Source organism: Streptomyces alboflavus (assembly GCF_000716675.1).
GTDB classification, from domain to species: domain Bacteria; phylum Actinomycetota; class Actinomycetes; order Streptomycetales; family Streptomycetaceae; genus Streptomyces; species Streptomyces alboflavus.
On sequence record NZ_JNXT01000030.1, the window covers coordinates 1 to 23,533 of the forward strand.

A 23,533-nucleotide genomic window follows, 5' to 3' on the forward strand; every position below is an offset into this window, starting at 1 on the left:
AACTCGCACCAAGCCGAGCAACAGCCCGGCACCCCCAGCCCCGCAAGGCTCACCCCCGTATCGGCGCTCCGCGCCTCGTCCTCAAACGCCGGACGGGCTCTTTCCCACCCGCCCGCCCCTGCTATTGCTTCGGCAGGGTGGGACGCACTGCCTGCCCGGCGCCTTTCAGCCCACCTCGGCGAAGTCGATTTCAGCCCGTCCGGCGTTTGAGGACGAGGCGCGGAGCGCCGATCGAGGGCGCCCCCGTCCCACGGCACCGGGACACCCACCCCCGGGGTCCAGGGGCGGAGCCCCGGTTTCGGGAAAGGGGCGGGACTGGGGCGCCCCGCGAAGGACGACCCGCACGCAGGTGGACTAGACCTCTCGCGGGGTCACACGCGACACTGTCCCCGTGAGACATGTCATCGCCCTGGACGTGGGCGGCACAGGAATGAAGGCCGCCCTGGTAGGGGCGGACGGCACGCTGCTGCACGAGGCCCGCCGCCCGACCGGCCGCGACCGCGGCCCGGACGCCGTGGTCGAGTCGATAGCCGAGTTCGCGGCCGACCTGAGGGCCCACGGAGTGGCGCACCTGGGCGAACCGGCGGCAGCGGCCGGCGTGGCCGTACCGGGCATCGTGGACGCGGAGAACGGCATCGCCGTGTACGCGGCCAACCTGGGCTGGTCCGACGTACCCCTGCGCGACCTCCTGAGCACCCGCCTGGAAGGCATCCCCGTGGCGCTCGGCCACGACGTCCGCACGGGCGGCCTCGCAGAGGGCCGCCTGGGCGCGGGCAAGGGCGCCGACCGCTTCCTCTTCGTCCCCCTCGGCACCGGCATCGCGGGCGCGATCGGCATCGGCGGCACCATCGAGCCCGGCGCCCACGGCTCCGCGGGCGAGATCGGCCACATCGTCGTACGCCCCGGCGGCCCCCCGTGCGGCTGCGGCCAGCGCGGCTGCCTGGAGCGCCTGGCGTCGGCGTCCGCGGTCAGCAAGGCGTGGGCCGAGGCCAGCGGCGACCCGGCCGCGGACGCGGCGGACTGCGCGAAGGCGGTCCGCTCCGGCGACCCCCAGGCCCTCGCCGTCTGGCAGAACGCGGTCGACGCCCTCGCCGACGGCCTGCTCACGGCCCTCACCCTCCTGGACCCGCACACGCTGATCATCGGTGGCGGCCTCGCGGAGGCCGGGGAAACCTTGTTCACACCGCTGCGCGCGGCGGTCGCCGCCCGCGTGGTCGAGTTCCAGACACTGCCGGAGATCGTCCCGGCGGCACTCGGCGACGCGGCGGGCTGCCTGGGCGCGGGGCTCCTCGCCTGGGACCTGCTCGACGCCACCGGGCAGGCCGCCGCCCCCACCGCACGAGCCACGGCCGACGCCACCACCACCAACCCCGCGACCCCGACTCCCCGGAGGTAACCACCCGATGGCCACTAGCAAGGTTCTCGCCGGTGCCCAAGTGGTACTGCCCACCGGGACCGTCCCGGGCGGCCGCGTGATCGTCACCGAGGACGGCCGCGTCGCCGGGAGCATGCCCGCGGACCCCGAAGCAGTCGAGACGGTCGACCTGACCGGCCACTGGCTGGTCCCCGGCTTCGTCGACATCCACAACCACGGCGGCGGCGGCGCGTCCTTCACCAGCGGCACGGCCGAGGACATCCTGCACGGCGTACGGACGCACCGCCTGCACGGCACCACCACCGTCGTGGCCTCGACGGTCACCGGCGAGATGGACGCCCTCGCGCAGCGCGCGGGCCTGCTCTCCGAGCTGGCCGAGCAGGGCGACATCGCGGGCGTCCACTTCGAGGGCCCGTTCATCTCGCCGTGCCGCAAGGGCGCCCACAGCGAGGCCCTGCTGCGCCACCCGGACCCGGCGGAGGTCCGCAAGCTCATCGACGCGGCCCGCGGCCAGGCCCGCATGGTCACCCTCGCCACCGAGCTGCCGGGCGGCATCGACTCCGTACGCCTGCTCGCCGAGCACGGCGTGATCGCGGCGATCGGCCACACCGACGCCACGTACGAGCAGACGAAGGCCGCCATCGACGCGGGCGCCACCGTCGCCACCCACCTCTACAACGCCATGCCCGCCCTCGGCCACCGCGCCCCGGGCCCCATCGCCGCCCTCCTGGAGGACGAGCGGATCACCGTCGAGCTGATCAACGACGGCACGCATCTGCACCCGGCCGCCTTCGGTCTCGCCTTCCACCACGCGGGCGCCGACCGCGTCGCCCTCATCACGGACGCCATGGACGCGGCGGGCTTCGGCGACGGCACCTATCTGCTCGGCCCGCTGGAGGTCGAGGTGAAGGAGGGCGTCGCGCGGCTCACCGAGGGCGGCTCGATCGCCGGCTCGACGCTGACCATGGACCGCGCGTTCAAGCGGTCGGTGACCGTCGACGGGCTGCCCGTCGAGGACGCCGTCGCCGCGATCTCCGCGAACCCGGCGAGGCTCCTCGGCATGTACGACCGGGTCGGCTCCCTGGAGCCCGGCAAGGACGCCGACATCGTGGTCCTGGACGCCGAGTTCACGCTCAAGGGCGTGATGCGCAAGGGCGATTGGGTCATCGAGCCGCTGCGTTCTCCCGGGGGATGACCCCCGGACCCCCAGCCGAAGAGCAGGTCGGCCGGATTCACCGGCACCGACAGCGCACAGGGGTCGGTGACCGATATCCGAGGCGGTTGGTCCGAGGTCTGGGCCAACCGCCTTCTTTTTGGCATGATCAGGACCCGAAAGCCGCACACGCGCAAGCATGCGCAAGCACGCGGAACCGTGGGCCCGGGGGTGAAAGCAGTGATCGTCACGGTCACGCTGAACGCCGCCCTGGACATCACGTACCACGTTCCCTCCCTCACCCCGCACACCTCGCACCGCGTCACCGAAGTGACCGAACGCGCGGGCGGCAAGGGCCTGAACGTCGCCCGCGTGCTCGCCGCCCTCGGCCACGACGTGACGGTGACCGGCTTCGCGGGCGGCGACACCGGCCGCACCCTGCGCGACCACCTCGCCCGCGTGCCCGGCGTCCGGGACGGCCTGCGCACCGTCGCGGGCGCCACCCGCCGCACCCTCGCCGTCGTGGACGCCCGCACCGGCGACACCACCCAGCTCAACGAGCCAGGACCGACGGTCTCGCCCACCGAGTGGGCCGGATTCCTCTCCTCCTACGAGGAGTTGCTGGCCGGCGACGACGTGAGCGCCGTGGCCCTGTGCGGCAGCCTCCCGCCCGGCGTGCCGGTGGGCGCGTACGCCCTCCTGATACGCGCCGCGCGCGCCGCCGCCGTACCCGTGCTCCTCGACACCAGCGGCGAGCCCCTGCGCCGCGGCGTCGCCGCCCGCCCCGACATCGTCAAGCCCAACGCCGACGAACTCGCCGAACTCACCGGCGCCCACGAGCCCGCCCAGGCCACCCGCGACGCCCGCCGCCGCGGCGCCCACGCCGTCGTCGCCTCCCTCGGCCCCGACGGCCTGCTCGCCCTCACCCCCGAGGGCACCTGGCGCGCCACACCTCCGGGCCAGGTCCGCGGCAACCCCACCGGCGCGGGCGACTCGGCCGTCGCAGGCCTCCTCTCCGGCCTCGTCCGCCGCCTCCCCTGGCCGGACCGGCTCTCCCGCGCGGTGGCCCTGTCGGCGGCCACGGTCGCGGCACCCGTGGCGGGCGAGTTCGACGCGGCGGTGTACGAGGACGTGCTGCCGAAGGTCGCGGTGAGTACCAGCCCCTCCGGCGGCTGAGGAGCGGGGTCCGGGGGCGGAGCCCCGCGGGGCCCGCCCCCACCGCCTACTCCTTGACGTGCCCCGCCTTCAGCCACACCCGGTCCAGGACGGCGTCACACTTGTCCCCCGCCTGGCAGGACACGGACACCGTGTTGGTGCCCTTGTTGAGCTGGACGAAGGCGAACGTCTTCGTCCACCCCTTGTCCCAGGCGCCTTCCTTGGCCCCGGTGAAGTTGTCCATGTTGAGCTTCCGCCCGGACGCCGTACCGTTGATCCCCAGCGTGGTCTCGGCGGCCTTGCCGGGCACGGAGTACCCCACGAAGACGGTGTAGGGCCCGCTCTTGGGAATCCCGTCGACGGTCCAGGTGACCTGCGCGCCGGGCTTGTCGAGCCCCGCCACGTACACGCCGCCCGCGGACTGCGCGCCCTCGATGTCGGACGCGGTGGTGGTGCCGCCCTCCAGCTTGAGGGCCTTGGCGTCGGACTTGGGCAGCTCGACGTCGTCCTTGTCGTCGTCCTTCGACGCGGAGGGGCTCGGCGCGTCGGTCTCGGACTGGCTGACCTTCGACCCCGGCTTCTTCGCGTCGTCCTCGCCGCCGTCGTCACCCCCGCCGAAGACCATCGCGGCACCGATCCCGACAGCCACGACGGCGACGACGGCGACAGCGCCGATCAGCAGCCCCTTGGTGTTGGGCCCGCGGCCACGGCCACCGCCACCGGCGGGGACGTGCGGGCCGGGCGCTCCGGGCCCGCCGGCCTGCCGCATGGACGCGGTGACGCCGGGCTGCGCCTCGGGCGCCGCGTAGTGGGCGTTGGGCTGTCCGTAGGCCTGCTGCGGGGGCTGCCCGGGCTGCTGGCCGTACGCGGGCTGCTGACCGTACGCCGGGGCCTGGCCGTAGGCGGGAGGCTGGCCCTGGGCCTGCTGCCCGTACTGGCGCTCTCCGACCGCGCGGACGTGGTTGTACGAGGACCGCGGCCCCGGGTAGCCGTACCCGCCGCCCGAGGGCGGTGTCGCACCGGCCGCCTGGCCGTCTGCGTACAGGTAGCCGAACGGGTCGTCATCGCCCTCTGGCGCGCGCGGCGTGTGCTCGCCGTTATTGCCGGGCGTCATTCGCAGGTCACTCCCTCGCATCGCGGATGCGGGCGAGCCTACCCGCTCCGGGTGACCGCCCGAGTTGACGTTGACTTCTTCCAGGACATGGGCGGGGACATCGGCCGGAACACCAGCGGTCGCACCCGCCGGGGCGGCCGCGCCGGAGCACCGCACCCCTTGCCGCGCACGGGAGTTCACGCTCGCGTACGGGAGTTCACACGCCTACCGCGCGCACGGCGCACAGGCAGCACGCTGTGGTGTGCGCACCCTCACCCGGCCCGCCGGTGCTGCTTGGCCCGCGACCTTTTCTCCACATACATCCGCTGGTCGGCGGAGTGCAGCACTTCGTCCGCCGACATCCCGCAATGTGCCCATCCGATGCCGAAGCTGGCGCCGACGCGCACCGCCCGCCCGTCCACCCTGATCGGCGGGATGATCGCGTTCCGCAGCCGCACCGCGAGGTCCTGCGCGTCGGCCCGGCCGAGCCCGTCGGCGAGCACCACGAACTCGTCGCCGCCGAGCCGCGCCACCGTGTCCCCGTCCCTGACTCCGCTGGTCAGACGGCGGGCGACCTCGATGAGGACGGCGTCGCCGGTGTGGTGCCCGAAGCGGTCGTTGATCGACTTGAAGCCGTCGAGGTCGCAGAAGAGGACGGCGAGGCCCTTGGTGCCGTCGTCGGGGACTGTCTCCTCGGGCGGGGCAACGGTATGGACGTGGTGGTCATAGCCGTCGCCGTGCGCCCCCGCGTGCGCGCCCCCGGAGGGCCCGTGCCCGTGCCCGATGGCATGCCCCGACGCGTAGAGCCCGCTGTTGTCGTACGCCGCGTCCAGCGAGTCCACCGTGGACGGCTGGCCCGCGTGCGGCCTGCGACAGAGCCGGGAGCTGAGGCGGGCGCGCAGCTCCGCGGAGTTCGGCAGGCCGGTCAGGGAGTCGTGCGAGGCGCGGTGCGCGAGCTGCAGCTCACGGCGCTTGCGCTCCTCGATGTCCTCGACGTGCGTGAGCAGGAACCGGGGCCCGTCCGCGGCGTCCGCGACCACCGAGTTCCGCAGCGACACCCACACGTACGTCCCGTCGCGCCGCGCGAACCGCAGCTCGGCCCGCCCGCCCTCGGCCGACGTGCGAAGGAGCGTCCCGATGTCCTCGGGGTGCACCAGGTCGGAGAAGGAGTAACGCCGCATCGCGGACGCGGGGCGGCCGAGCAGCCGGCACAGCGCGTCGTTCGTCCGCAGGATCCGCCCGTGCTGGTCGCCGCCCATCTCGGCGATCGCCATGCCGCTCGGCGCGTACTCGAAGGCCTGCCGGAAGCTCTCCTCGCTGGCGCGCAGCGCCTGCTGCTCGCGCTCAAGACGGACCAGGGCGCGCTGCATGTTGGCGCGCAGCCGGGCGTTGCTGATGGCGATGGCGGCCTGGAAGGCGTACATCTGGAGCGCCTCACGCCCCCATGCGCCCGGGCGCCGCCCGTTGCGCGGCCGGTCCACGGAGATCACGCCGATCAGCTCGCCGCCGGACGACCCGGTCGCGTACATGGGCGCGAAGAGCCGGTCGGAGGGGTGCCACTCGTCCTCGAAGCGGGGCTCGGGGCCTTCGGTGTACCACTGCGGCACGTCGTCCTCGTCGAGGACCCAGCCCTCCGTGTACGGGATGAAGCGCAGCGCCCCCCAGGCCTCTCCCATGGCCAGGCGGCGCTCCCAGGACTCCCGGGAGCCGACCCGGCCGGTGATCAGGGCCTCGGCCGCCGGGTTGCCCGCGAACGCGGCGACGACGAGGTCGCCGTCCGGGCGTACGAGGTTGACGCACGCCAGTTCATAGCCAAGGCCGTTGACCACGCCGTCGGCGACGGTCTGCAGCGTGTCCGCGAGGCTGCGGGCCGTGTTGAGGTCCGCAACCACCTGATGCAGCTGCCGCAGGGTCGCAAGACGGACGTACGGCTCCGACTCGGTCTCCATGCTCGCTCTCCCCGAGACCTCGACAGCAACTCCAGGATCCGCAGCTTCCTCAGTGTCCGTAACTCTGACTCTCCGCCGTGCGTTCCTTCGCGCCCCGTCGCGCTGTGGCGCCCGGCGTCTGTGCCTGTACGTGCCTGTTCCGTGCCTGTCCGATTGCCACCGTCACTGAATCACAGCGAGCTGCCCACCCGGTACACAGGGTCAACAAAATATGGGCCCTGTGACTCAAGTCACAGGTGAGAGGTCCGATTTGAGCCCTGGAGTTGAGCCAAATTTGAGCTATGCGGAGGGTGATGCACAAGCCTTGGCCAAGGGGCCACGGGACTGCACCATGGCCGCCGGGCCCGCCGGAGTCCGCCCCGGGTCCCGCCCCGGAGTCCCGCGCACCATACGCCTCCGCGGAGCCTCCCGTCCCGGGAAGTCCTAGGTCTCGCCCTAGGTCCTCCCTCGGCCCGGGGTCCGATGCGGAGCGCCCGAATGCGCGACTAGCGTCAACGACGTGGCTGCCGACCTGACCATCAAGACCCAGACCCAGACCCCGACCCAGACTCCGCCCCGGACCCAGACTCCGCCTCGGACCCAGACTCCGCCTCGGGCCTCGTCCACCCCTCATCCTGTGGGGGTGAGCAACGACGAGTTCCGCGCCGCCATGTCCCGCCTGGCCGCGGGCGTGGTCCTGGTGACGGCCCAAGAGCCCCCGCTGGACCCGGACGACCCGACGGCCCCGGGCGGCGAGGACGTCGGCATGACGGCGACGGCCTTCCTCTCCGTGTCCCTGGACCCGCCCCTGGTCATGGTCAGCCTGCGCGAGGGCTCCCGCATGGACGACCTGCTCGCGGAGCAGCCGCTGTGGGCGGTGTCGGTCCTGACCGAGAGTCAGCGGCACATCGCGGGCCGCTTCGCCATGAAGGGCCGCATCAGCGACCGGCTCCTCTTCGAGGACATCCCCTATGTACGCGGCGACATCACCGGCGCCCCCCTCGTCGGCGGCGCCCTCGCCACCCTTGAGTGCCGCACGGAACAGACCGTGACGGCGGGAGATCACACCCTGGTCATCGGCCGCGTACTCACGGCGGAACTGCCGAGCGCGGACGGGGGCCCACTCCTGTACTTCAAGGGCCGCTACCGGCAACTGGGCTAGCCGCCCACACGGCCCCGGCCTGAGCGCGGGCGAACCGGACGTGAACGAACCGGATCCAGGCAGCCCGGATCCAGGCGAACCGGATTCAGGCGCCCCGGATCTGGACCTGGGCCTATCCCCAGTCTTTCCCCGACCGCCCCTGCTTGGTCTCCCCGCGCCGCTTCTTCTCCCGCAGCCGCCGCTCGTTGATCCCGCGCGGGATGCGGGTGGCGCGGCGCGGCTTGGGCGGCGGAGCGGTGGCCTCCGCGAGCAGGGAGGCGAGGCGCGTGGCCGCCATCTCCCTGTTCCGCCACTGCGACCTGTGCTCACTCGCCCGTACGCTGATGACGCCGCCCACGAGCCGCGACTCGAGCCGCTCCAGCGCCCGCTGCTTCCACACCTCGGGCAGCGCCTCCGTGCGCGCGAGGTCGAAGCGCAGCTCGACCTGCGAGTCACTGGTGTTGACGTGCTGCCCGCCGGGCCCCGAGGACCGCGAGAAACGCCACATCAGCTCGGCCTCGGGCAGCGAGACGGAGCCACGGATGACGTAAGCGCGGTGACCGGACATGTGCTCCATGGTCCCGCGTACGAACACCCCACGTCACCCGCTTTTCCCGCCCGCATCCCACCCACCCCCGAAGACCGCGCCGACGGCCCCCGTCGACGGCCCACATCCAGGACAACTCCGGTCCGCATCGAACGAGTAAAGAAAGTAAAGACAGTCCTCGGCATATGGAACCTTCGATACCCCCCTCGGCGTTCATAGGGGTGTCGGTAGCTTCGTCCCAGCACGAAGCCCGCAAAGTACGCACGTACTACACGGTTGTACTCACGCTAGGAAGGGACTCCCAACAATGGCTGTAAGCCTGTCCAAGGGCGGCAACGTCTCGCTCACCAAGGAGGCACCTGGCCTGACCGCCGTCACGGTCGGCCTCGGCTGGGACGTCCGCACCACCACGGGCACCGACTTCGACCTGGACGCCTCCGCCATCGCGGTGAACCCCCAGGGCAAGGTCTACTCCGACGCCCACTTCGTCTTCTTCAACAACAAGGCGACGCCGGACCAGACCATCGTCCACACCGGCGACAACGTCACCGGCCAGGGCGAAGGCGACGACGAGCAGATCAACGTCAACCTCGCGGGCCTCCCCGCCGACGTCGAGAAGATCGTCTTCCCGGTCTCGATCTACGACGCCGAGAACCGCTCGCAGAACTTCGGCCAGGTCCGCAACGCGTTCATCCGCATCGTGAACCAGGCCGGCGGCACCGAGATCGCCCGCTACGACCTCTCCGAGGACGCCGCCACCGAGACCGCCATGGTCTTCGGCGAGCTGTACCGCAGCGGCGCCGAGTGGAAGTTCCGCGCCGTCGGCCAGGGCTACGCCTCCGGCCTCGTCGGCATCGCGCAGGACTTCGGCGTCAACGTCTGAGGTTCCACCGCGTAGCGGACCAGCACCACGCAAGGGCCCCGACCCCACCAGGTCGGGGCCCTTCGCCATGCCCCCACCCCCTTCCGCCCCCCACCCCACTGGCACTAGCCCCTCTCCCCGACTATTCTAAATTCACAACTAGTCGAGAAAACGTGGCCGGAGAGGAAGCCGGAGAGGAAGGGGGACCCGAAATCCCGAAACCACCGAAGGCAACCGCCACCCCGGGCACCAGCACCACCACGGGCCCGAGCACCGGCGGCACCAGCACCGGCACCAGCACCGCAGGGTCCGACGCCACGGGAACCGGCACCGCAGGGACCAGCACCACGGGAACCGGCACTGCAGGGACCAGCACCGCACCCGGCACCGTCCACACCGCCTGGACCCGAGCCGCCCTGCCCCTCTGCCTCCTGGCCATCCTCGACACCGAGAAGCAGAGCTACGGCTACGCCCTCCTCAACCGCCTCACCACCGCCGGCCTGGACGGCGTCAAGGCCGCCACCCTCTACCCGGCCCTCACCCGCCTCGAAGAGGACGGCTCCGTCGAGATCGAGTGGGGCGCCGGGGAGGGCGGCCCCGGCCGGAAGTACTACCGCATCACCGACGCGGGCCGAGCCCGCCTGCACCACGACCGCACCGCCTGGGCCGCCTTCACCCACTCCGTCGCCGCCCTCACCGGAACCGACGCACCCAACGACCCCGGCACGGCACGGCCCACACCTCACGCAGCGGAACCGGGGGAACCGACATGACCAAGGACCGCCACCCGAAGCTCACTTGGGAGCGCAAGGAGGACGAGGCCTGGGCCGCCTCCGTCGAGGTACGCCTCGTCCTCGACCACGACGCCCCCGCCGGCCTCGCCGCCGACGTCCTCGCCGAGGCGCACCAACTCGTCCACGAGGAGGACCGCCCCGCCCTCGACCTCCTCGGCGACCCCGACGCCTACGCCCAGTCCGTCGCCGACGAACGCATCCCCGAGGAACACCGCGCCCGCAGCGACGCCCACGGCCTCACCCCCGGCGAACGCGTCTCCGGCTCCTTCGTCACCCTCGGCATCGGCGGACTCCTCTTCTGTGGCTTCGAGTGGCTCCGCGACGGCCTCTGGGTCGGCATCGGCTGGCCCTCCTTCACCATCACCGCGGCCGTCGTCCTCGGCGCCTCGCTGGCCGCCGCTGCCCTCGCCACCCGCGTCGCCGGCCGGGTCCGCGGCGCCTGGTACTTCGCAGCCGCCGCAGCCGGAGCCGTCTGCACGGGAGTCGGCGTCACCCCCTTCGTCCCCACGGGCGAGCTCTTCGCCCTCCCCGTCCCCGTCCTGATGCTCGTCTGCCTCGCCGTCACCGCCGCCGCCGTGAAGTTCCCCGACACCACCATCGACCGCTGGTTCACCGCCGCCCCTCGCAGTGGCGACGACGAGGCCTGGTTCGCCCACCTCGACGGCCTCCTGCGCGGCCGCCACGCCATGCCGTCCGCCGAGGCCCGCGACCACATACGCGAGGCCCGCCACCACCTCGCCTCCACTCCCGGCACCGAACCCGCCGCCGACGTCTTCGGCGACGTCGAGGTCTACGCCCTCCGCCTCTCCGAAGGCCCTCGCCGCGGCCAGCGCCTCGCCCGCCGCCAGTTCTACGGCTCCTGCTTCCTCGCCGTCTGCCTCACCATCCTGCTCATCGACAACCTGACCGACTCCGACACCTCCCCCTTCTGGCTCGCCGCCAACACGGGTGCCCTCGGCGCGACCCTCTGGTCCCTCGTCGGCGAATGGCGCCGCTCCACCAAGCGCCCCACCCCCACCACCGCGGACCCCGGCAACTCCCCGCCCCCCGGCTCCCCGTCCTAGCCACAGCCCCGGGTCCCCGTCCTAGCCGCAGCCCCGGCCCGCCGTCCTAGCCGCAGCCGCTGGCCCCGCCATCTCACACAGCCGGCCCAAGCCCCTCCTGGACGCCCACCCCGTTCTCCTCCCGGCCGGTTAGCCTGCGCCGCATGCTCCTCGAACCGCTCGCCTCCGCCACCGACGGCACCTCCCCCGGCGACCTGCCCGGCCCTCTCCTCACGGAACTCACCGCCCTCTACGCCTCCAACCACGAGTTCTTCGCTCTCAGCGGAGACTTCCCGGACGCACATCACATCAGCACCGAACAGGTCGCCACCGCCCTCGCCGACGAACTCTCCCAACCCGGCGCCGAAGTCCTCCTCGGCCGCTCCGAGGGCCGGCTCATCGGCGTCGTCGTCACCCTCACCCACCATCCCGACCCGGCCGACCCCGACCCCTGGATCGGCCTCCTCCTGGTGGACGCCCGAGTCCAACGCACTGGCCTCGGCCGCCGGTTGGCCACCGCCACCGAGGACCGCTTCCGCACAGCGGGTCGCAGCGCCGTGCGCCTCGCCGTCCTCGACAACAACCCGAAGGCCCTCGCCTTCTGGACCACCCTCGGCTACGAGCTCCTCGACCATCGCGAGGACACCCAACTCGGCCGCCCCTGCGCCGTATTGCGCAAGCCTCTGTGAGCGCGTGGCGCGGGGCGGCTCGGGTGGTGGTCGGGCTCTCTGGACCTCTGTCCTCTGAGCCGGTGCCGCCTGCTGACCGGCGCCCTGCTGTCCGGCGCCCTGCTGTCCGGCGCGGGCCGACGCCCCCTGGGCCTACGGGTTGTCCGGCTTCCCGTCCCCGTAGAGCCAGTCCGCCCACACCTTCTTCAGTTCCTCGCGCGCTTCATCGTCCCCCGCGTGCTTCTCGACGTATGTCGTGAAGTCCTTGGTGTTCGCGTTCGCATGGCGGTAGGTCTTCGTCCAGCCCTGGATGATGTCGTAGAAGGTGTCGTCGCCGACCGTCTCCCGGATCTTGTGGATCACCATCGCTCCCCGGTCGTACACCGGATCATCCGAGATGCTCGCGGCGTCCGGCTGACTCGCCGGCGGGAAGGCCCAGAGGTCTTCGTCGTCCCCTTGCTCATACAGCGCGTCAAAGATGTCCTGCGCGCTGTCCTCTCCGTTGTCCTCCTCCCACAACCACTCCGCGTAGCTGGCAAGGCCTTCGTTCAGCCACATGTCCTGCCATGTCTTCGGCGTGACCGAGTTGCCGAACCACTGGTGGGCCAGCTCGTGGACAAGCGTCGATGTGTTGACCTCGCTGGAGGGAAACACCGGCTTGGTCTGGGTCTCCAGGGCGTAGCCCAGGTTCACCCGGTCGTCGACGATCGCTCCGGTCGAGGAGAAGGGGTAGGTGCCGAAGTTCAGCTCCGCCCAGTCCATGATCTCGGGGATCTTCGAGAGGACCTTCTCGGTCTTCTTGTACTTGCCGTCCGGCAGTGTCCGGTCGATCGCCGTGAACACCGGGATGCCGGAGTCCGACTTGGCCGTCATCGACTTCTTGGTGTCGTACTTGCCGATCGCCACAGTCGCCAGGTAGGTCGCCATGGGCTCGGCGTTGTGCCAGGCGAACGTGGTGCGGCCGTTCGTCGTGGTCTCGTGCGTCAGCTCGCCGTTGGAGATCGCCTTCAGCCCCTTGGGCACGGTGATCTTTATGTCGTATGCGGCCTTGTCGCTCGGGTGGTTGTTGCTCGGGAACCACGCCATCGAACCGGCGGGCTCGCCGACCGCGAGCGCACCCTCCTCCCCCTTCAGCCAACCCTCCTTCGCTCCGTCCGCATCGGTGACCGTCTGCGGCGTCCCGGAGTAGCGGACGGTCGCGCGGAACGTCTCACCTCGGTCAAGGTCGTCACGCGGCCGCACGGTCAGCTCGTCACCGGCGCGGTTGAAGCGGGCTTCCTTGCCTTCGACGGTGACCTCTTTGACCTCCAGGCCCTTGAGGTCGAGGTTGAAGGCGCTGAGCTTCTTGGTCGCACGGGCTGTGATGTCCGCCGTGCCGGTGAGATGGCGGTTCTCCGGGTCGTAGCCGAGGGTCAGGCCGTAGTGCGTCACGTCGTATCCCCCGTTGCCGAGCTTCGGGAAGAACGGGTCGCGCACACCTGCGGCGCCGGGCGTTCCGTCGACCCCGCCGCCGGTGCAGGCGGTGAGGGCGGTCAGCGTCAGGGCGGCCAGGGCTGCGGGGGCGATACGGCGGGCGCGGGGCCCCTTGGTCAGAGGGGCGGTGGCTCGGTAGTTCACCTCGGTGATCCTATGGCCACCGCCCCGCCAGACGTCATGCCAGGGGCGTCAGCTGAGCGGCGTCCGCTCGGGCTTCGGTCAGCGGTTGAGCGCCGCCACTCCTGCCTTCGCGAACTTCTCGTCCAGGTCGCCGCTGGGCGCGCCCGCCACGCCTATGCCCGCGACCGGGGCACCCTTGGCGGTGACAGGGGCGCCGCCCGCGAGGAAGAGCGTGCCGGGGATGTCCTTCAGGTTCGGCGTCTGGGTGAGGCGCTTGGCCAGCTCGGAGGTGGGGGCGTTCCACGACACGGCCGTGTAGGCCTTGCGCTCGGCGGACTCGTAGGACTGCGGGCCGGCGCCGTCGCCGCGGAGCGTGACGATGGTGTTGCCGTTGCGGTCGACCACGGCGACCGTCACACGCTGGTTCTCCTTCTTCGCGGCGTCCAGGGCGGCCTCCGCGGCCTTGGTCGCGGCGGCCACGTTGAGGTGCGTGGAGCTGGTCAGGTGGCGGTTGCCGGCGTCGGCTGTCACGGCGGCCTTGGCTGCAGCGTCCGGCGTCCCGGCCGTGGCCGAGACCGTGCCGAACGTCGCGGCGCCGACCGTGGCGAGGGCCGCGGCGGTGGTGAGGATGCGGGTGCGCGGGGAGAGCTGCTTCAGCGACTTCATGTCCGTTGACTCCTGTGCGGATGCGGGCTGTTGAGAGTGGGCGGCGAATCGATCCCCGCCTCGCAATCCATCGTCCGGCCGCTGACCGCCGCTCCTCGTCGGCCCTACGGCTGCCTGCCGCGCACGAATCGGCTGACGGCCATGTCAACCGATCGGTTGATCCGGGCGCTCGGCACCACCAGCCAGAATGGGGATGTCTTCCCAGTTCAGGCGTGTGCGATCAAGCGTGTGCGGTCATGCGCGTCATCGTGTGAGGTCCCGCCGCGCGAGCGAGTCAGGCGCGTCGGATCCGGCGCACGGGACCAGGCGCGCAGGATCAGGTGGACAAGATCCGGTGGACAAGATCCGGTGCGCAGGGTCGAGCGCACGGGACCAGGTACACGGGATCGGGCGCGCGGGATCAGGCCCGTGCGATCAAGGGCGAGCAGCGGCCGAGAAGGAGGCCAGCGTGGAACGGCACACAGACGGCCTCGGCGCCGCCGAACAGCACCCGGAGGGCCTCAGCGCCCCGGATCAAGGCAAGAACGGCCTGCGCGGAGCGAGGCAGGGCGAAGGCGAGACCCACGCCATGGGTCAGCAGACGGCCGGCCTCCACCCGGCGGCCCCTGAGTCGCGCTGGCTCGCCCCCGTCATGCACACGGCGTTCTTCCTTCTCCTCGCCGCCTCCCTCACCCGCTTCCTCCTCCGCCACCCGGGCGAGCCCCGCACCCCGGGCGTCGTCGCCCTGTCCATCGCCCTCGCCGTCCTCTACCTCCTCGGCCCCGCCCCCGGCGCCGCGCCCAGCACCCGCCGCCCGTTCTGGCTGGGCTCAGTGGTCGGAGCATGGGTGGTCCTGGTCGTCCTCGCACCGAGCTTCGCGTGGTGCGCGGTGCCCCTGTTCTATACGGGACTACGCACGCTCCCGACGCGAGCAGCACTCGTCCTGGTCACAGCCCTCACCGCCCTCGTGGTCGCCGCTCAGCTCAGACTCGCCGGCAGCTTCGACCCGAACCTGGCCTTCGCACCACCCGCCGTCGCAGCCGTGGCCACCGCCATGTTCATCCACATGCAGCGCCAGACAGCGCAGCAGCGCGCCTTGATCGACGACCTGATCCGCACCCGACGGGAGCTTGCCGCCACCGAAAGACGCGAAGGCACCCTCGCCGAGCGCCAACGCCTCTCTATGGAGATCCACGACACCCTGGCCCAGGGCATGTCCAGCCAGCAGATGCTGCTGCAGGCCGCCGAGCGGGTATGGGACGCCGACCCGGCGACAGCCCGCACCCACGTCCGGACAGCGGCGGCCATCACCGAGCGCGGGCTGGCAGAAGCCCGCAGATTCGTCCACGACCTAGCGCCCGCAGACCTCGCGGACGCCGGTACCGACGACGGCGAAGCCCTGCCGTCGGCCCTGAGCACCCTCGCCGCACGAGAATCGGAAGGGGAGCTGGCCATTCAGTTCCACGCCGAGGGCAAGCCCGTCCCCCTGCCCGGCAGAGCCCAGTCGGCGCTGCTCCGGATCGCGCAGGGCGCGTTGGCGAACGTACGCGAGCACGCGGACGCAAGCGCGGCGGCGCTGACGCTGACCTACCTGGACGACCAGGTGGTTCTCGACATCGCGGACAACGGGAAAGGGTTCGTGGTCGCGGGGGACGACACGGGGTTCGCCGACGGGCAGGACGAGCGGGCGTCCGAGGTTGGGGACACCGCACGAGAAGGCGCGGCCACCGGCGATCAGCGGGGGCCCGGTCCGCGTGGGCCGGGTGCCCGGGCCGGGCGGGGACACGGACTGCCTGCGATACGGGCACGGGCTCGGCAGCTCGGCGGGACACTGACGGTCGAGTCGGCGCCGGGCGAGGGGACAGTTCTGTCGGTGTCGATCGCCTTGACCGCGCCCTCGGCCTCGGGCACTCGACCGAGCGCAGGCACAGGCACGGGCATCAGCACCGGTGCGGGCGCAGGCACGGGCACCGGCGCAGGTACGGCCGCAGGCACGCCTGCGGCGCCCCCTTCGCCCACGCCGGGGGCGTCGCGTTCAGCCCCGTCCACGCCGTCGCCCTCGGCCACGCCATCGGAGCCGTCCGCACCACCATCCCCGTCCACAGGCCCGCCGCCCGCGTGGCCGCCGCCCTCCGATCCGTCGTCATCCGGGAGTGCCCATGAGCAGTAGTACGCCCACGAGTGAGCCGGTTCGGCTGTTGGTGTGTGACGACCATGTGGTGGTGCGGGCCGGGTTGCTGGCGCTGTTGGCCAGTGCGCCGGGGATCGAGGTGATCGGTGAGGCCGGGACAGGTGAGGAGGCGGTGGCGCTGGCGGCCAAGTTGGCGCCGGACGTGGTGTTGATGGACCTGCAGCTGGGCCCGGGGATCGACGGCGTGGAGGCGACACGGCGTATCGCGGCCGGGGAGCGCGGGGGCGAGGGTGGCGGCGACAGCGGCACAGACGGTGGTGGCGACGGTGGCGGTGGCGGTGGCGGTGGCGACGGCAAGGGCGGCAGTGGTGAGGGGGGTGGTGGGGCGCCGCGGGTGCTGGTTCTGACCACGTATGACACCGATGCTGACATCACGCGGGCCATTGAGGCGGGGGCGACGGGGTATCTGCTGAAGGCCGAGCGGCCCGAGGAGTTGTTCGCGGCGATTCATGCGGCGGCGCAGGGGCGTACGGCGCTGTCGCCGCCCGTCGCGTCCCGGGTGATGGCGCAGATGCGGGAGCCGCGGCCCACGCTCACGGCCCGGGAGCTGGACATTCTCAAGCAGCTCGCGCAGGGGAAGGGGAATCGGGAGATCGCGAGGACGCTGTTCATCAGTGAGGCGACGGTGAAGACGCACCTGGGGCGGATCTACGACAAGTTGGGGGTGGATACGCGGGCAGGGGCGGTGGCGGTGGCCAAGGAGCGGCGGTTGCTGCCCTAGGGAGCGGCAACTTTCTCCCCTGCGGAGCGGCGGTTGCGGCCTTAGGGAGCGGCAACTATCTCCCCTGGGGAACGGCAGTTGATTTCGCTGGGGGCGGTGGTTGTTTCCCTGGGGGGCGTTCCGAGGTGGGAGAGAGCGTGCAGGGCGGGTCCGAGGCCACCCCGAGGTGGTGCGAGGGCGTGGTGGGGGCGGGGAGCGTGGCACCATCGGGCGGGTGCTCGATATTGGTTACGCCCTTTCTCGCCGTTTTCCGGACCCGCCGCAGATGGACTACCGCGTGGCGGATGTTCATGCGCTGCGGCACGACCTGTTCTGCGGGGATGTGTATTTGGCGGACACCAAGGCGGACCGGGAAGTGGGGACGGCGTGGGGGTGGGTGCCGGTGCTCGACTTCGCTTGGGCGCTGTGCGACATCGTGGAGCAGTTGGACCGGGATCCGCTGGGGAGCCGGGCATCGCGGTCGCAGTTCGCGGAGCTGGACTTCACGGAGTCGACGGACCGGATGCTGTTCGAGCGGAGGTTCGGGTGGGTGAACATCGAGGCGGACTGGATGAGGGCGGAGGAGGAACCGCTCACGTTCTCGCACGGGGAGCTGCGGAAGGAGGCGCGGGATTTCCTGCACGACCTGTTGGCCGACCTCATCGACATGCATGAGGAGCTGGGGGCGAATCCGGTGATCTGGACGTTGCAGGCACAGTTTCCGCGGGTGGGCTGACGTCCGTCGCCGATGGGCTGACGTCTGTCGGCAGTGGGCTGACGTGCGGGCCGGTGGGGGGATGTCACATTCGGGGTGGGGGTGTGCGTCGTAAGGGTGAACGCGTTCTCGTGCCCGTGAGGGTTGACTGAAACGGAGGCCGCCCATGGCCCGCGCCACCCGTGCTCCCCACTCCCCAGGCCGTTCCCAGACCCACATCAGCGTGGTCGGTGGTGGGTTCGCCGGGCTCACCGCCGCGATCACGGCCGCGGAGGCCGGTGCGCGAGTCACGTTGCACGAGGCGCACCACACGCTGGGGGGCAGGGCCCGGACGGCGGAGGGGGCGTACAAGACGAATGAAGGGCCGCATGCGCTGTACAACGGCGGGCCGCACTGGACGTGGTTGAAGCAGCGGGGGCTGATCGGGGACCTCGCGCCGATCCCGCCGATCGAGGGGACGCGGCTGCGGCTTCGCCACCATGGGGCGCTGCGTCGTACGCCGCCGTTCGCGATGCTGAAGTTGTTGCGTCGGTCGCCGGAACAGGCGCCGGTGGATGTGGACTTCGCGACGTGGGCGGGCGCGCAGGTGGGTGAGGAGGGCGCGCGGGCGGCGGCGCACTACTCGGCGGTGGCGTTGTTCCACCACGACCCTGGTTCGCTGTCGGCGCGGTTCGTGCACACGAGGTTGCGGCGGGCCGCGAAGTTCCCGCCGGAGGCGCACTATCCGGTGGGTGGCTGGGGGGCGGTCATCGACCGGATGGCGGGCCTGGCGTGGAACCTCGGGGTGCGGGTGGAGACGCTGGCGCGGGTGGACGACGTGGGAGAGTTGGCGGATCGGGGCCCGGTCGTCGTGGCGACGTCGCTGGACGCGGCGCGACGGCTCCTGAAGGACGACACGCTGCGTTGGGAGAGCGGGCGCACGGCGCTGGTGGATGTGGCGGTCCGGAGCCGCCGCGGGGACCTGTTCGCGGTGTCCGATCTGGATGAGACGGGGTGGGTGGAGCGGTTCACCACGCAGGACCGCACGCTCGCGCCCGCCGGTGAGCAGCTCGTCCAGGCCCAGATCCCGATCGGCCCCAAGGAGTCCAAGGCGGACGGTGTCGCTCGGGCCGAGGAACTGCTTGACCTCGGTTTCCGGGACTGGCGGGAGCGCGTGACCTGGCGGCGGGCGGGCGTGGCGAACGGCCGCACCGGGGCAGTCGACCGGCCGGGGACGACCTGGCGCGACCGGCCGGCGGTGGACCGGGGCGGGGAGGTGTATCTCGCGGGGGATCAGGTGGCGGCGCCCGGACTCCTGTCGGAGGTGTCGTTCAACAGCGCGATCGAGTCGGTGACGCTGGCGCTGACCAGGCGGAGGGGGATGGCCGGTGGGGGGCGTCCGGGCGACGACACCCCCTGGGTCGACCTCAAGTCAGCCTGAGCGGGCCGCCCGCGCAGGTCGACCTCAAGTCAGCCCCAGCGGGTCGCCCCCCGAGTCCGCCTCAGCAGGTCGCCCCCAAGTCCACCCGACCAGGTCGCCCGCGCAGGTCGACCTCACGTCCGCCCCAGCGGGTCGACCTCAAGTCCGTTCGAGCGGCTTGACCTCAAGTCCGCATGAGGTTGAAGAGTGGCGAGGGTCAGCAGTCCGGGCGGCCCTCAGCGGTCCGGACGGACCCCGACGTCACCCCCAGGGAGACCTCATGCACGCCGTCCGCCTCCACGCCTTCGGCCCCGCCGAGAACCTCACGTACGAGAAGGTCGAGGACCCCCGGCCGGCGGCGGGCCAGGTGCGTATCGCCGTCGCCGCGGCGGGAGTCCACCTCATCGACACGGCGATCCGCGAGGGCGACAAGGGGCCGCTGCCGGAGTTGCCCGCGCTGCCCACGGTGCCGGGCCGCGAGGTCGCCGGAACCGTCGAGTCCGTCGGGGAGGGCGTGCCCTCGAAGTGGCTCGGCAAGCGCGTGGTCGCACACATCGGCTTCGCGCCCGGCGGGTACGCCGAGCTGACCGTGACGGACGCGGCCCGCCTGCACGAGCTCCCCGAGGGCCTGGACTTCGCGGAGGCGGTGGGGTTGATCGGGACGGGGCGGACGACGATGGGGGTCCTGCAGTTCGTGGAGTTGGACGAGGAGTCGGTGGTGGTGATTCCGGCGGCGGCGGGCGGGATCGGGACGCTTCTTGTGCAGTACGCGAAGCATGCCGGGGCGACGGTGGTGGGCCTCGCGGGCGGGCCCGCGAAGGTGGCGCGGGTGCGGGACAACGGGGCGGATCTGGCGGTGGACTACACCGCCGCGGGGTGGCAGGACGAGGTGCGGGGTTACCTCAAGGGGCTCGGCGGGGGCGGGGCGACCGTGGTGTTCGACGGGGTCGGTGGGGCCGTCGGACGAGAGGTCGTGGAGATGCTGGGGGCGGGCGGGACGCATGTGACGTTCGGGTGGTCGGGGAAGGAGGGGCCGGTGACGCTCGGGGACGACGAACTCGCGGAGCGGGGGATCACGCAGGTCAACCCGTTGGGGCCGGCGATGATGCAGAGGGCGGGCGGGGAGAATCCGGTGCGGGTGCTTGAGCTGGCGGCGCTGGAGGCGTACGCCGGGGGGTACTTCACGCCTGCGGTGCAGCGGTTCCCGTTGCGGGAGGCGGCTGCGGCGCATCGGGCGCTGGAGTCCCGGGGGACGTCCGGCAAGGTGGTGCTGATCCCGTAGCCGGGCGGAGCGGTGGCTCGGCGCGGAGCCACGCCGAGCCCCACCCGGGCCCGGCCTCCGGCGGTCGGGGATCGGCCTCAGCCCCAGCCCCAGCCCCAGCCCCGGCCCCGGCCACCGACCTTGGGCTCCGGCCCCGCCCCTCCCGGGCTCCCGACCTGCGGGCCCCACCCCCACCCCACCCCTGGCGAAAACAAGGTGCTCGTACGACAAACGGGAACTACCGTCCGTTATATGGACTCCGCACGCCCCGCCACCCATGCCACGGCGCCCCACACCTCCGCACCCCACACCACAGCGCCCCACACCTCCGCACCCCACACCCCCACCCCCCTCACCATCCGCCCCCTCCCCGAAACAGACATCGACCGCGCCCTCGACCTGGCGTACCTCGTGTTCCACGACACGCCCGAGGAGGAGAAGCGCAAACACCACCACGACCTGCTGCTCGGCTGCGACCGCATCGGCGCGTACGACGGGGACGCCCTGGTCGGGCTGATCGCGGCGTTCCGGTTCACGGTGTCCGTGCCGGGCGGCGAACTCCCCTGCCCCGGCCTGACGTTCGTCTCCGTGGCGCCGACGCACCGCCGTCGCGGCGTGCTCTCCGGGATGATCGCGAAGCTGTACGAGATGTGCCGGGAGGAGGGCCGTCCGGTGGCCGCGCTCTGGGCCTCCGAGGACGCGATCTACGGCCGCTTCGGCTTCGGCCCGGCCACCCACGGCAACACCGTCGAGATCAACTCCGAGCGCCCGCTGGCCCTGCGCGTCACCCCGGACGACGGCCCCCTGCGCCTCGTCGACCCGGCGGACGCCCCGGCCCTGCTCGGCGCGTACTACGACCGCACCCGGGCCGACCGCGCCGGCCGCATCGCCCGCAGTGAGGCGTGGTGGAGCGAGGAGTGGCTGGTCACGGAGGACGAGGAGGACGACGAGCTGTCGCCGCCCCGGGTGGTCGTGCTCGGCGCCGGGCCCGACGGCACGCGGGCCGACGCCACCCGAGCCGCCGCGCAGACCGACGGCACGCAGGCCGACGGCGCCCACACCAGCCCCGAAAGCCACACCAGCCCCGAAAGCCTCGGCAGCCCCGACACCCCCGCCCCCCTCAAGGGCTACGCCGTCTACCGCACCAAGACCCGCGACGACGCCCCCGGCCTGGTCCGCCTCGACGAGCTGGAGGCCGACACCCCGCAGGCCGCCGCCGCCCTCTGGCGCTACCTCGCGAACATCGACCTCACGGGCGTGGTCCGCGCCTGGGGCCGCCCCGTGGACGACTCCCTGCTCCTGTTCGCCGCGGACCGCGACCAGGTCCGCGTGACGGGTCACTTCCCGGCGCTGTGGCTGCGCCTCGTGGACGTGCGCGCCGCGCTCGAAGCCCGCGACTGGGCCGCCCCCGCCGCCCTCGTCCTGGAGGTCACCGACACCCAGGTCCCGGCGAACGACGGCCGCTTCCGCCTGACGGTGGCACCGGGGGACGCCACGGCCGAGGGCACGGACACCCCGTACGAAGGCACGGGCACGGCGACGTACAAGGCCACGTACGAACCCACGTCCGCCCCCGCCGACCTCAGCATCGAGGTCCGCGACCTGGGCGCCGCCTACCTCGGCGGCACCCGGATCACGGCGGCCGTCCGCGCGGGCCTGGCCACGGAGCACACCCCAGGCTCGGCGGCCGCCCTGGACGCGGCCCTGCGCACGGCCCACCTGCCGCACACCGCAGACGAGTTCTAGGAGGAGCCAAGGTCGGCCAACGCGCCGTCGGTCAGCCGGTACACCGTCCACTCGTCCTGCGGCCGCGCCCCCATCGCCTCGTAGAAAGCGATCGACGGCGCGTTCCAGTTCAGGACGGACCACTCAAGACGCTCGTACCCGCGCTCGACGCAGATGCGGGCCAACTCCCGCAGCAGCGCCTTCCCGTGGCCGCCGCCGCGCGCCTCGGGGCGTACGTACAGGTCCTCCAGGTAGATGCCGTGCACCCCGCGCCACGTGGAGAAGTTCAGGAACCACAGGGAGAAACCGACGGGCAGCCCCGTCGCGTCGTCCACAGCGATGTGGGCGTACGCGGCGGGCCGCTCGCCGAACAGCGCCTCGCGCAGCTGTTCCTCGGTGGCGCGGGCCTCGTGCGGCTCCTTCTCGTACTCGGCGAGCTCACGGACGAGGGTGTGGATGAGCGGGATGTCATCGGGTGTGGCGGTACGGATCATGCGCGCAGCAAGCCACAGGCCGCGCCGCCGGGTCAACCGCGTTTCCGCCGTCCTGCTGCTCCTCGCGGCCGCCCTGACCGGCTGCGCGGAGGAGCCCGGCCAGGGGCCCCCGGCCGACCCCGCCTGGTGGGCCCCCGCGCCAGGAGAGATCACCGACTGGGACTGGCAGATCACCGAGCCCTACGACCTCTCCGCGCCCCGCCAGATGTACGACATCGACCTCTTCGACCTGGCCCCCGAGGGCGCACAGCTCAAGTACGCCGACGGCGACGTCATCGACGTACCCGCGGGCCCGCTCGCCGGGAAGATCGACGAGCTGCACGCGCGCCGCCCGCGCCCCGTCGTGATCTGTTACGTCGACACGGGGGCGTACGAGCACTACCGCCCCGACGCGTCCCGCTTCCCCGGCCACGAGAAGCGCAAGGACGCCATCCCGAACCGGCCGCACGCTCCCGCGGAGGGCTCGGTGATCGGGTGGGACACCGGCTGGGCGGGCGAGCGCTGGCTGGACATCCGCGAGGACTCGCGGGACGCGTTCGCGGAGGCGGTCTGGGCGCGGTTCGACCTGGCGGAACGCATGGGCTGCGACGGGGTCGAGCCCGACCAGAACAATCCGCGCGGCAACGACCCGGGCTTCCGGATCCCGCTCGCGGACCAGCTCTCCTGGTACCGGGAGGTCGCGCGGCAGGCGCACGCGCGCGGGCTGTCCGTCGGGATGAAGAACGGCCACAACGAGCCGGGGACGGCGGCGCGGCTCGTGGACTCCTTCGACTGGGCGCTGCCCGAGGAGTGCGTGGAGTTCGCGGAGTGCGGGGAGTTGAAGGCGTTCGTGGCGGCGGGCAAGGCGGTGTTCGCCGTCGACTACAGGACGTCGGTGGCCGACCCGGCGAAGGCCTGCCGTACGCACCGGCGGCACGGCCTGGACGGCCTGATCAAGGACGAGCCGCCGACGGGGGCGTACCGGAAGGCGTGCCGCTGAGCCCAGCCGGACGACGGCGCGCGCCGGACGACGGCGCGCCGCACGCCGACCTCAGCGCCCCCCACAGCC

21 protein-coding genes are annotated in these 23,533 nt (G+C 72.2%); 15 read left to right on the forward strand and 6 right to left on the reverse strand.

Annotation, left to right across the window (positions count from 1 at the left end):
* Positions 1-391 precede the first annotated feature (391 nt).
* The 3 genes from OO63_RS22530 (at position 392) to OO63_RS22540 (ending at position 3,704) form a co-directional block, all read left to right on the forward strand.
* A complete protein-coding gene (locus tag OO63_RS22530; RefSeq protein ID WP_030363493.1) occupies positions 392-1,396 on the forward strand; it encodes an ROK family protein in 1,005 nt (334 codons plus the stop codon).
* A gap of 7 nt (positions 1,397-1,403) precedes the next feature.
* The gene (gene nagA, locus OO63_RS22535) at positions 1,404-2,570 is read left to right on the forward strand and encodes an N-acetylglucosamine-6-phosphate deacetylase (RefSeq protein WP_030363494.1); all 1,167 of its coding nucleotides are present in this window, start codon (positions 1,404-1,406) and stop codon (positions 2,568-2,570) included.
* 198 nt (positions 2,571-2,768) lie between these two features.
* Complete coding sequence (locus tag OO63_RS22540; protein WP_030363495.1) at positions 2,769-3,704, forward strand: 1-phosphofructokinase family hexose kinase; 936 nt, start codon at positions 2,769-2,771, stop codon at positions 3,702-3,704.
* A gap of 46 nt (positions 3,705-3,750) precedes the next feature.
* Here OO63_RS22540 and OO63_RS22545 read toward each other — a convergent pair whose 3' ends face one another.
* Together OO63_RS22545 and cdgB are read right to left on the reverse strand one after the other, a co-directional pair.
* Complete coding sequence (locus OO63_RS22545) at positions 3,751-4,797, reverse strand: carbohydrate-binding protein (RefSeq protein WP_030363496.1); 1,047 nt, start codon at positions 4,795-4,797, stop codon at positions 3,751-3,753.
* Between the two features lie 251 nt (positions 4,798-5,048).
* Positions 5,049-6,725, reverse strand: a complete 1,677-nt coding sequence (gene cdgB, locus OO63_RS22550) for a diguanylate cyclase CdgB (RefSeq protein WP_030363497.1) — start codon at positions 6,723-6,725, stop codon at positions 5,049-5,051.
* 622 nt (positions 6,726-7,347) lie between these two features.
* Between cdgB and OO63_RS22555 the strand changes: the two genes are divergently transcribed.
* Positions 7,348-7,866: a flavin reductase family protein gene (locus OO63_RS22555; protein ID WP_030363498.1), complete on the forward strand. Its 519-nt coding sequence runs from the start codon at positions 7,348-7,350 to the stop codon at positions 7,864-7,866.
* 112 nt (positions 7,867-7,978) lie between these two features.
* Here the strand turns inward: OO63_RS22555 and arfB are convergent, their stop codons facing one another.
* Entirely contained in the window at positions 7,979-8,422 is a 444-nt protein-coding gene (arfB, locus tag OO63_RS22560; RefSeq protein ID WP_030363499.1) for an alternative ribosome rescue aminoacyl-tRNA hydrolase ArfB, read from the reverse strand.
* Between the two features lie 277 nt (positions 8,423-8,699).
* Between arfB and OO63_RS22565 the strand changes: the two genes are divergently transcribed.
* From OO63_RS22565 to OO63_RS22580, 4 genes are all read left to right on the forward strand, one after another.
* Complete coding sequence (locus OO63_RS22565) at positions 8,700-9,275, forward strand: TerD family protein (protein ID WP_030363500.1); 576 nt, start codon at positions 8,700-8,702, stop codon at positions 9,273-9,275.
* A 152-nt stretch (positions 9,276-9,427) separates the two neighbouring features.
* Positions 9,428-10,027 (forward strand): PadR family transcriptional regulator, encoded by a 600-nt coding sequence (locus OO63_RS46885; protein ID WP_234311471.1) that lies wholly within the window; start codon positions 9,428-9,430, stop codon positions 10,025-10,027.
* Positions 10,024-11,112: a hypothetical protein gene (locus tag OO63_RS22575; RefSeq protein WP_030363502.1), complete on the forward strand. Its 1,089-nt coding sequence runs from the start codon at positions 10,024-10,026 to the stop codon at positions 11,110-11,112. The genes OO63_RS46885 and OO63_RS22575 overlap by 4 nt, the downstream gene beginning before the upstream one ends.
* 143 nt (positions 11,113-11,255) lie before the next feature.
* The gene (locus tag OO63_RS22580) at positions 11,256-11,780 is read left to right on the forward strand and encodes a GNAT family N-acetyltransferase (protein ID WP_030363503.1); all 525 of its coding nucleotides are present in this window, start codon (positions 11,256-11,258) and stop codon (positions 11,778-11,780) included.
* 132 nt (positions 11,781-11,912) lie between these two features.
* On the opposite strand, the gene OO63_RS22585 is transcribed toward OO63_RS22580, so the two are convergent.
* Complete coding sequence (locus OO63_RS22585) at positions 11,913-13,376, reverse strand: M1 family metallopeptidase (protein ID WP_078619296.1); 1,464 nt, start codon at positions 13,374-13,376, stop codon at positions 11,913-11,915.
* A gap of 78 nt (positions 13,377-13,454) precedes the next feature.
* Positions 13,455-14,012: a GlcG/HbpS family heme-binding protein gene (locus OO63_RS22590; protein WP_030363505.1), complete on the reverse strand. Its 558-nt coding sequence runs from the start codon at positions 14,010-14,012 to the stop codon at positions 13,455-13,457.
* Between the two features lie 577 nt (positions 14,013-14,589).
* On the opposite strand from OO63_RS22590, the gene OO63_RS22595 reads away from it, so the two are divergent.
* The 6 genes from OO63_RS22595 (at position 14,590) to OO63_RS41525 (ending at position 22,012) form a co-directional block, all read left to right on the forward strand.
* A complete protein-coding gene (locus OO63_RS22595) occupies positions 14,590-16,170 on the forward strand; it encodes a sensor histidine kinase (protein WP_106983549.1) in 1,581 nt (526 codons plus the stop codon).
* Entirely contained in the window at positions 16,160-16,912 is a 753-nt protein-coding gene (locus OO63_RS22600) for a response regulator (protein ID WP_030363507.1), read from the forward strand. Before OO63_RS22595 ends, OO63_RS22600 begins: the two co-directional genes overlap by 11 nt.
* A 214-nt stretch (positions 16,913-17,126) precedes the next feature.
* Positions 17,127-17,627: a hypothetical protein gene (locus OO63_RS22605; protein ID WP_030363508.1), complete on the forward strand. Its 501-nt coding sequence runs from the start codon at positions 17,127-17,129 to the stop codon at positions 17,625-17,627.
* A 145-nt stretch (positions 17,628-17,772) separates the two neighbouring features.
* Entirely contained in the window at positions 17,773-19,026 is a 1,254-nt protein-coding gene (locus OO63_RS22610; RefSeq protein WP_051811094.1) for an NAD(P)-binding protein, read from the forward strand.
* 259 nt (positions 19,027-19,285) lie between these two features.
* Positions 19,286-20,287 (forward strand): zinc-binding dehydrogenase, encoded by a 1,002-nt coding sequence (locus tag OO63_RS22615; RefSeq protein ID WP_030363510.1) that lies wholly within the window; start codon positions 19,286-19,288, stop codon positions 20,285-20,287.
* Positions 20,288-20,518: 231 nt separating this feature from the next.
* A complete protein-coding gene (locus tag OO63_RS41525; RefSeq protein WP_078619297.1) occupies positions 20,519-22,012 on the forward strand; it encodes a GNAT family N-acetyltransferase in 1,494 nt (497 codons plus the stop codon).
* On the opposite strand, the gene OO63_RS22630 is transcribed toward OO63_RS41525, so the two are convergent.
* A complete protein-coding gene (locus OO63_RS22630; protein WP_030362155.1) occupies positions 22,009-22,485 on the reverse strand; it encodes a GNAT family N-acetyltransferase in 477 nt (158 codons plus the stop codon). The genes OO63_RS41525 and OO63_RS22630 overlap by 4 nt on opposite strands.
* Between OO63_RS22630 and OO63_RS22635 the strand changes: the two genes are divergently transcribed.
* Positions 22,484-23,464 carry an endo alpha-1,4 polygalactosaminidase gene (locus OO63_RS22635; RefSeq protein WP_030362156.1) on the forward strand — a complete coding sequence of 327 codons (981 nt, stop codon included), beginning with the start codon at positions 22,484-22,486 and terminating at the stop codon, positions 23,462-23,464. The two genes, OO63_RS22630 and OO63_RS22635, sit on opposite strands and share 2 nt — an antisense overlap.
* Positions 23,465-23,533: the final 69 nt, after the last annotated feature.

Excerpts from the sequence above, each read along its gene's own strand:
- OO63_RS41525 (WP_078619297.1), top strand. The coding sequence starts at position 20,519 with ATGGACTCCGCACGCCCCGCCACCCATGCCACGGCGCCCCACACCTCC.
- arfB (WP_030363499.1), bottom strand. The coding sequence starts at position 8,422 with ATGGAGCACATGTCCGGTCACCGCGCTTACGTCATCCGTGGCTCCGTC.
- OO63_RS22630 (WP_030362155.1), bottom strand. The coding sequence starts at position 22,485 with ATGATCCGTACCGCCACACCCGATGACATCCCGCTCATCCACACCCTC.
- nagA (WP_030363494.1), top strand. The coding sequence starts at position 1,404 with ATGGCCACTAGCAAGGTTCTCGCCGGTGCCCAAGTGGTACTGCCCACC.
- OO63_RS22600 (WP_030363507.1), top strand. The coding sequence starts at position 16,160 with ATGAGCAGTAGTACGCCCACGAGTGAGCCGGTTCGGCTGTTGGTGTGT.
- cdgB (WP_030363497.1), bottom strand. The coding sequence starts at position 6,725 with ATGGAGACCGAGTCGGAGCCGTACGTCCGTCTTGCGACCCTGCGGCAG.
- OO63_RS22580 (WP_030363503.1), top strand. The coding sequence starts at position 11,256 with ATGCTCCTCGAACCGCTCGCCTCCGCCACCGACGGCACCTCCCCCGGC.
- OO63_RS22615 (WP_030363510.1), top strand. The coding sequence starts at position 19,286 with ATGCACGCCGTCCGCCTCCACGCCTTCGGCCCCGCCGAGAACCTCACG.
- OO63_RS22635 (WP_030362156.1), top strand. The coding sequence starts at position 22,484 with ATGCGCGCAGCAAGCCACAGGCCGCGCCGCCGGGTCAACCGCGTTTCC.
- OO63_RS22610 (WP_051811094.1), top strand. The coding sequence starts at position 17,773 with ATGGCCCGCGCCACCCGTGCTCCCCACTCCCCAGGCCGTTCCCAGACC.
- OO63_RS22595 (WP_106983549.1), top strand. The coding sequence starts at position 14,590 with ATGGGTCAGCAGACGGCCGGCCTCCACCCGGCGGCCCCTGAGTCGCGC.
- OO63_RS22575 (WP_030363502.1), top strand. The coding sequence starts at position 10,024 with ATGACCAAGGACCGCCACCCGAAGCTCACTTGGGAGCGCAAGGAGGAC.
- OO63_RS22545 (WP_030363496.1), bottom strand. The coding sequence starts at position 4,797 with ATGACGCCCGGCAATAACGGCGAGCACACGCCGCGCGCGCCAGAGGGC.
- OO63_RS22565 (WP_030363500.1), top strand. The coding sequence starts at position 8,700 with ATGGCTGTAAGCCTGTCCAAGGGCGGCAACGTCTCGCTCACCAAGGAG.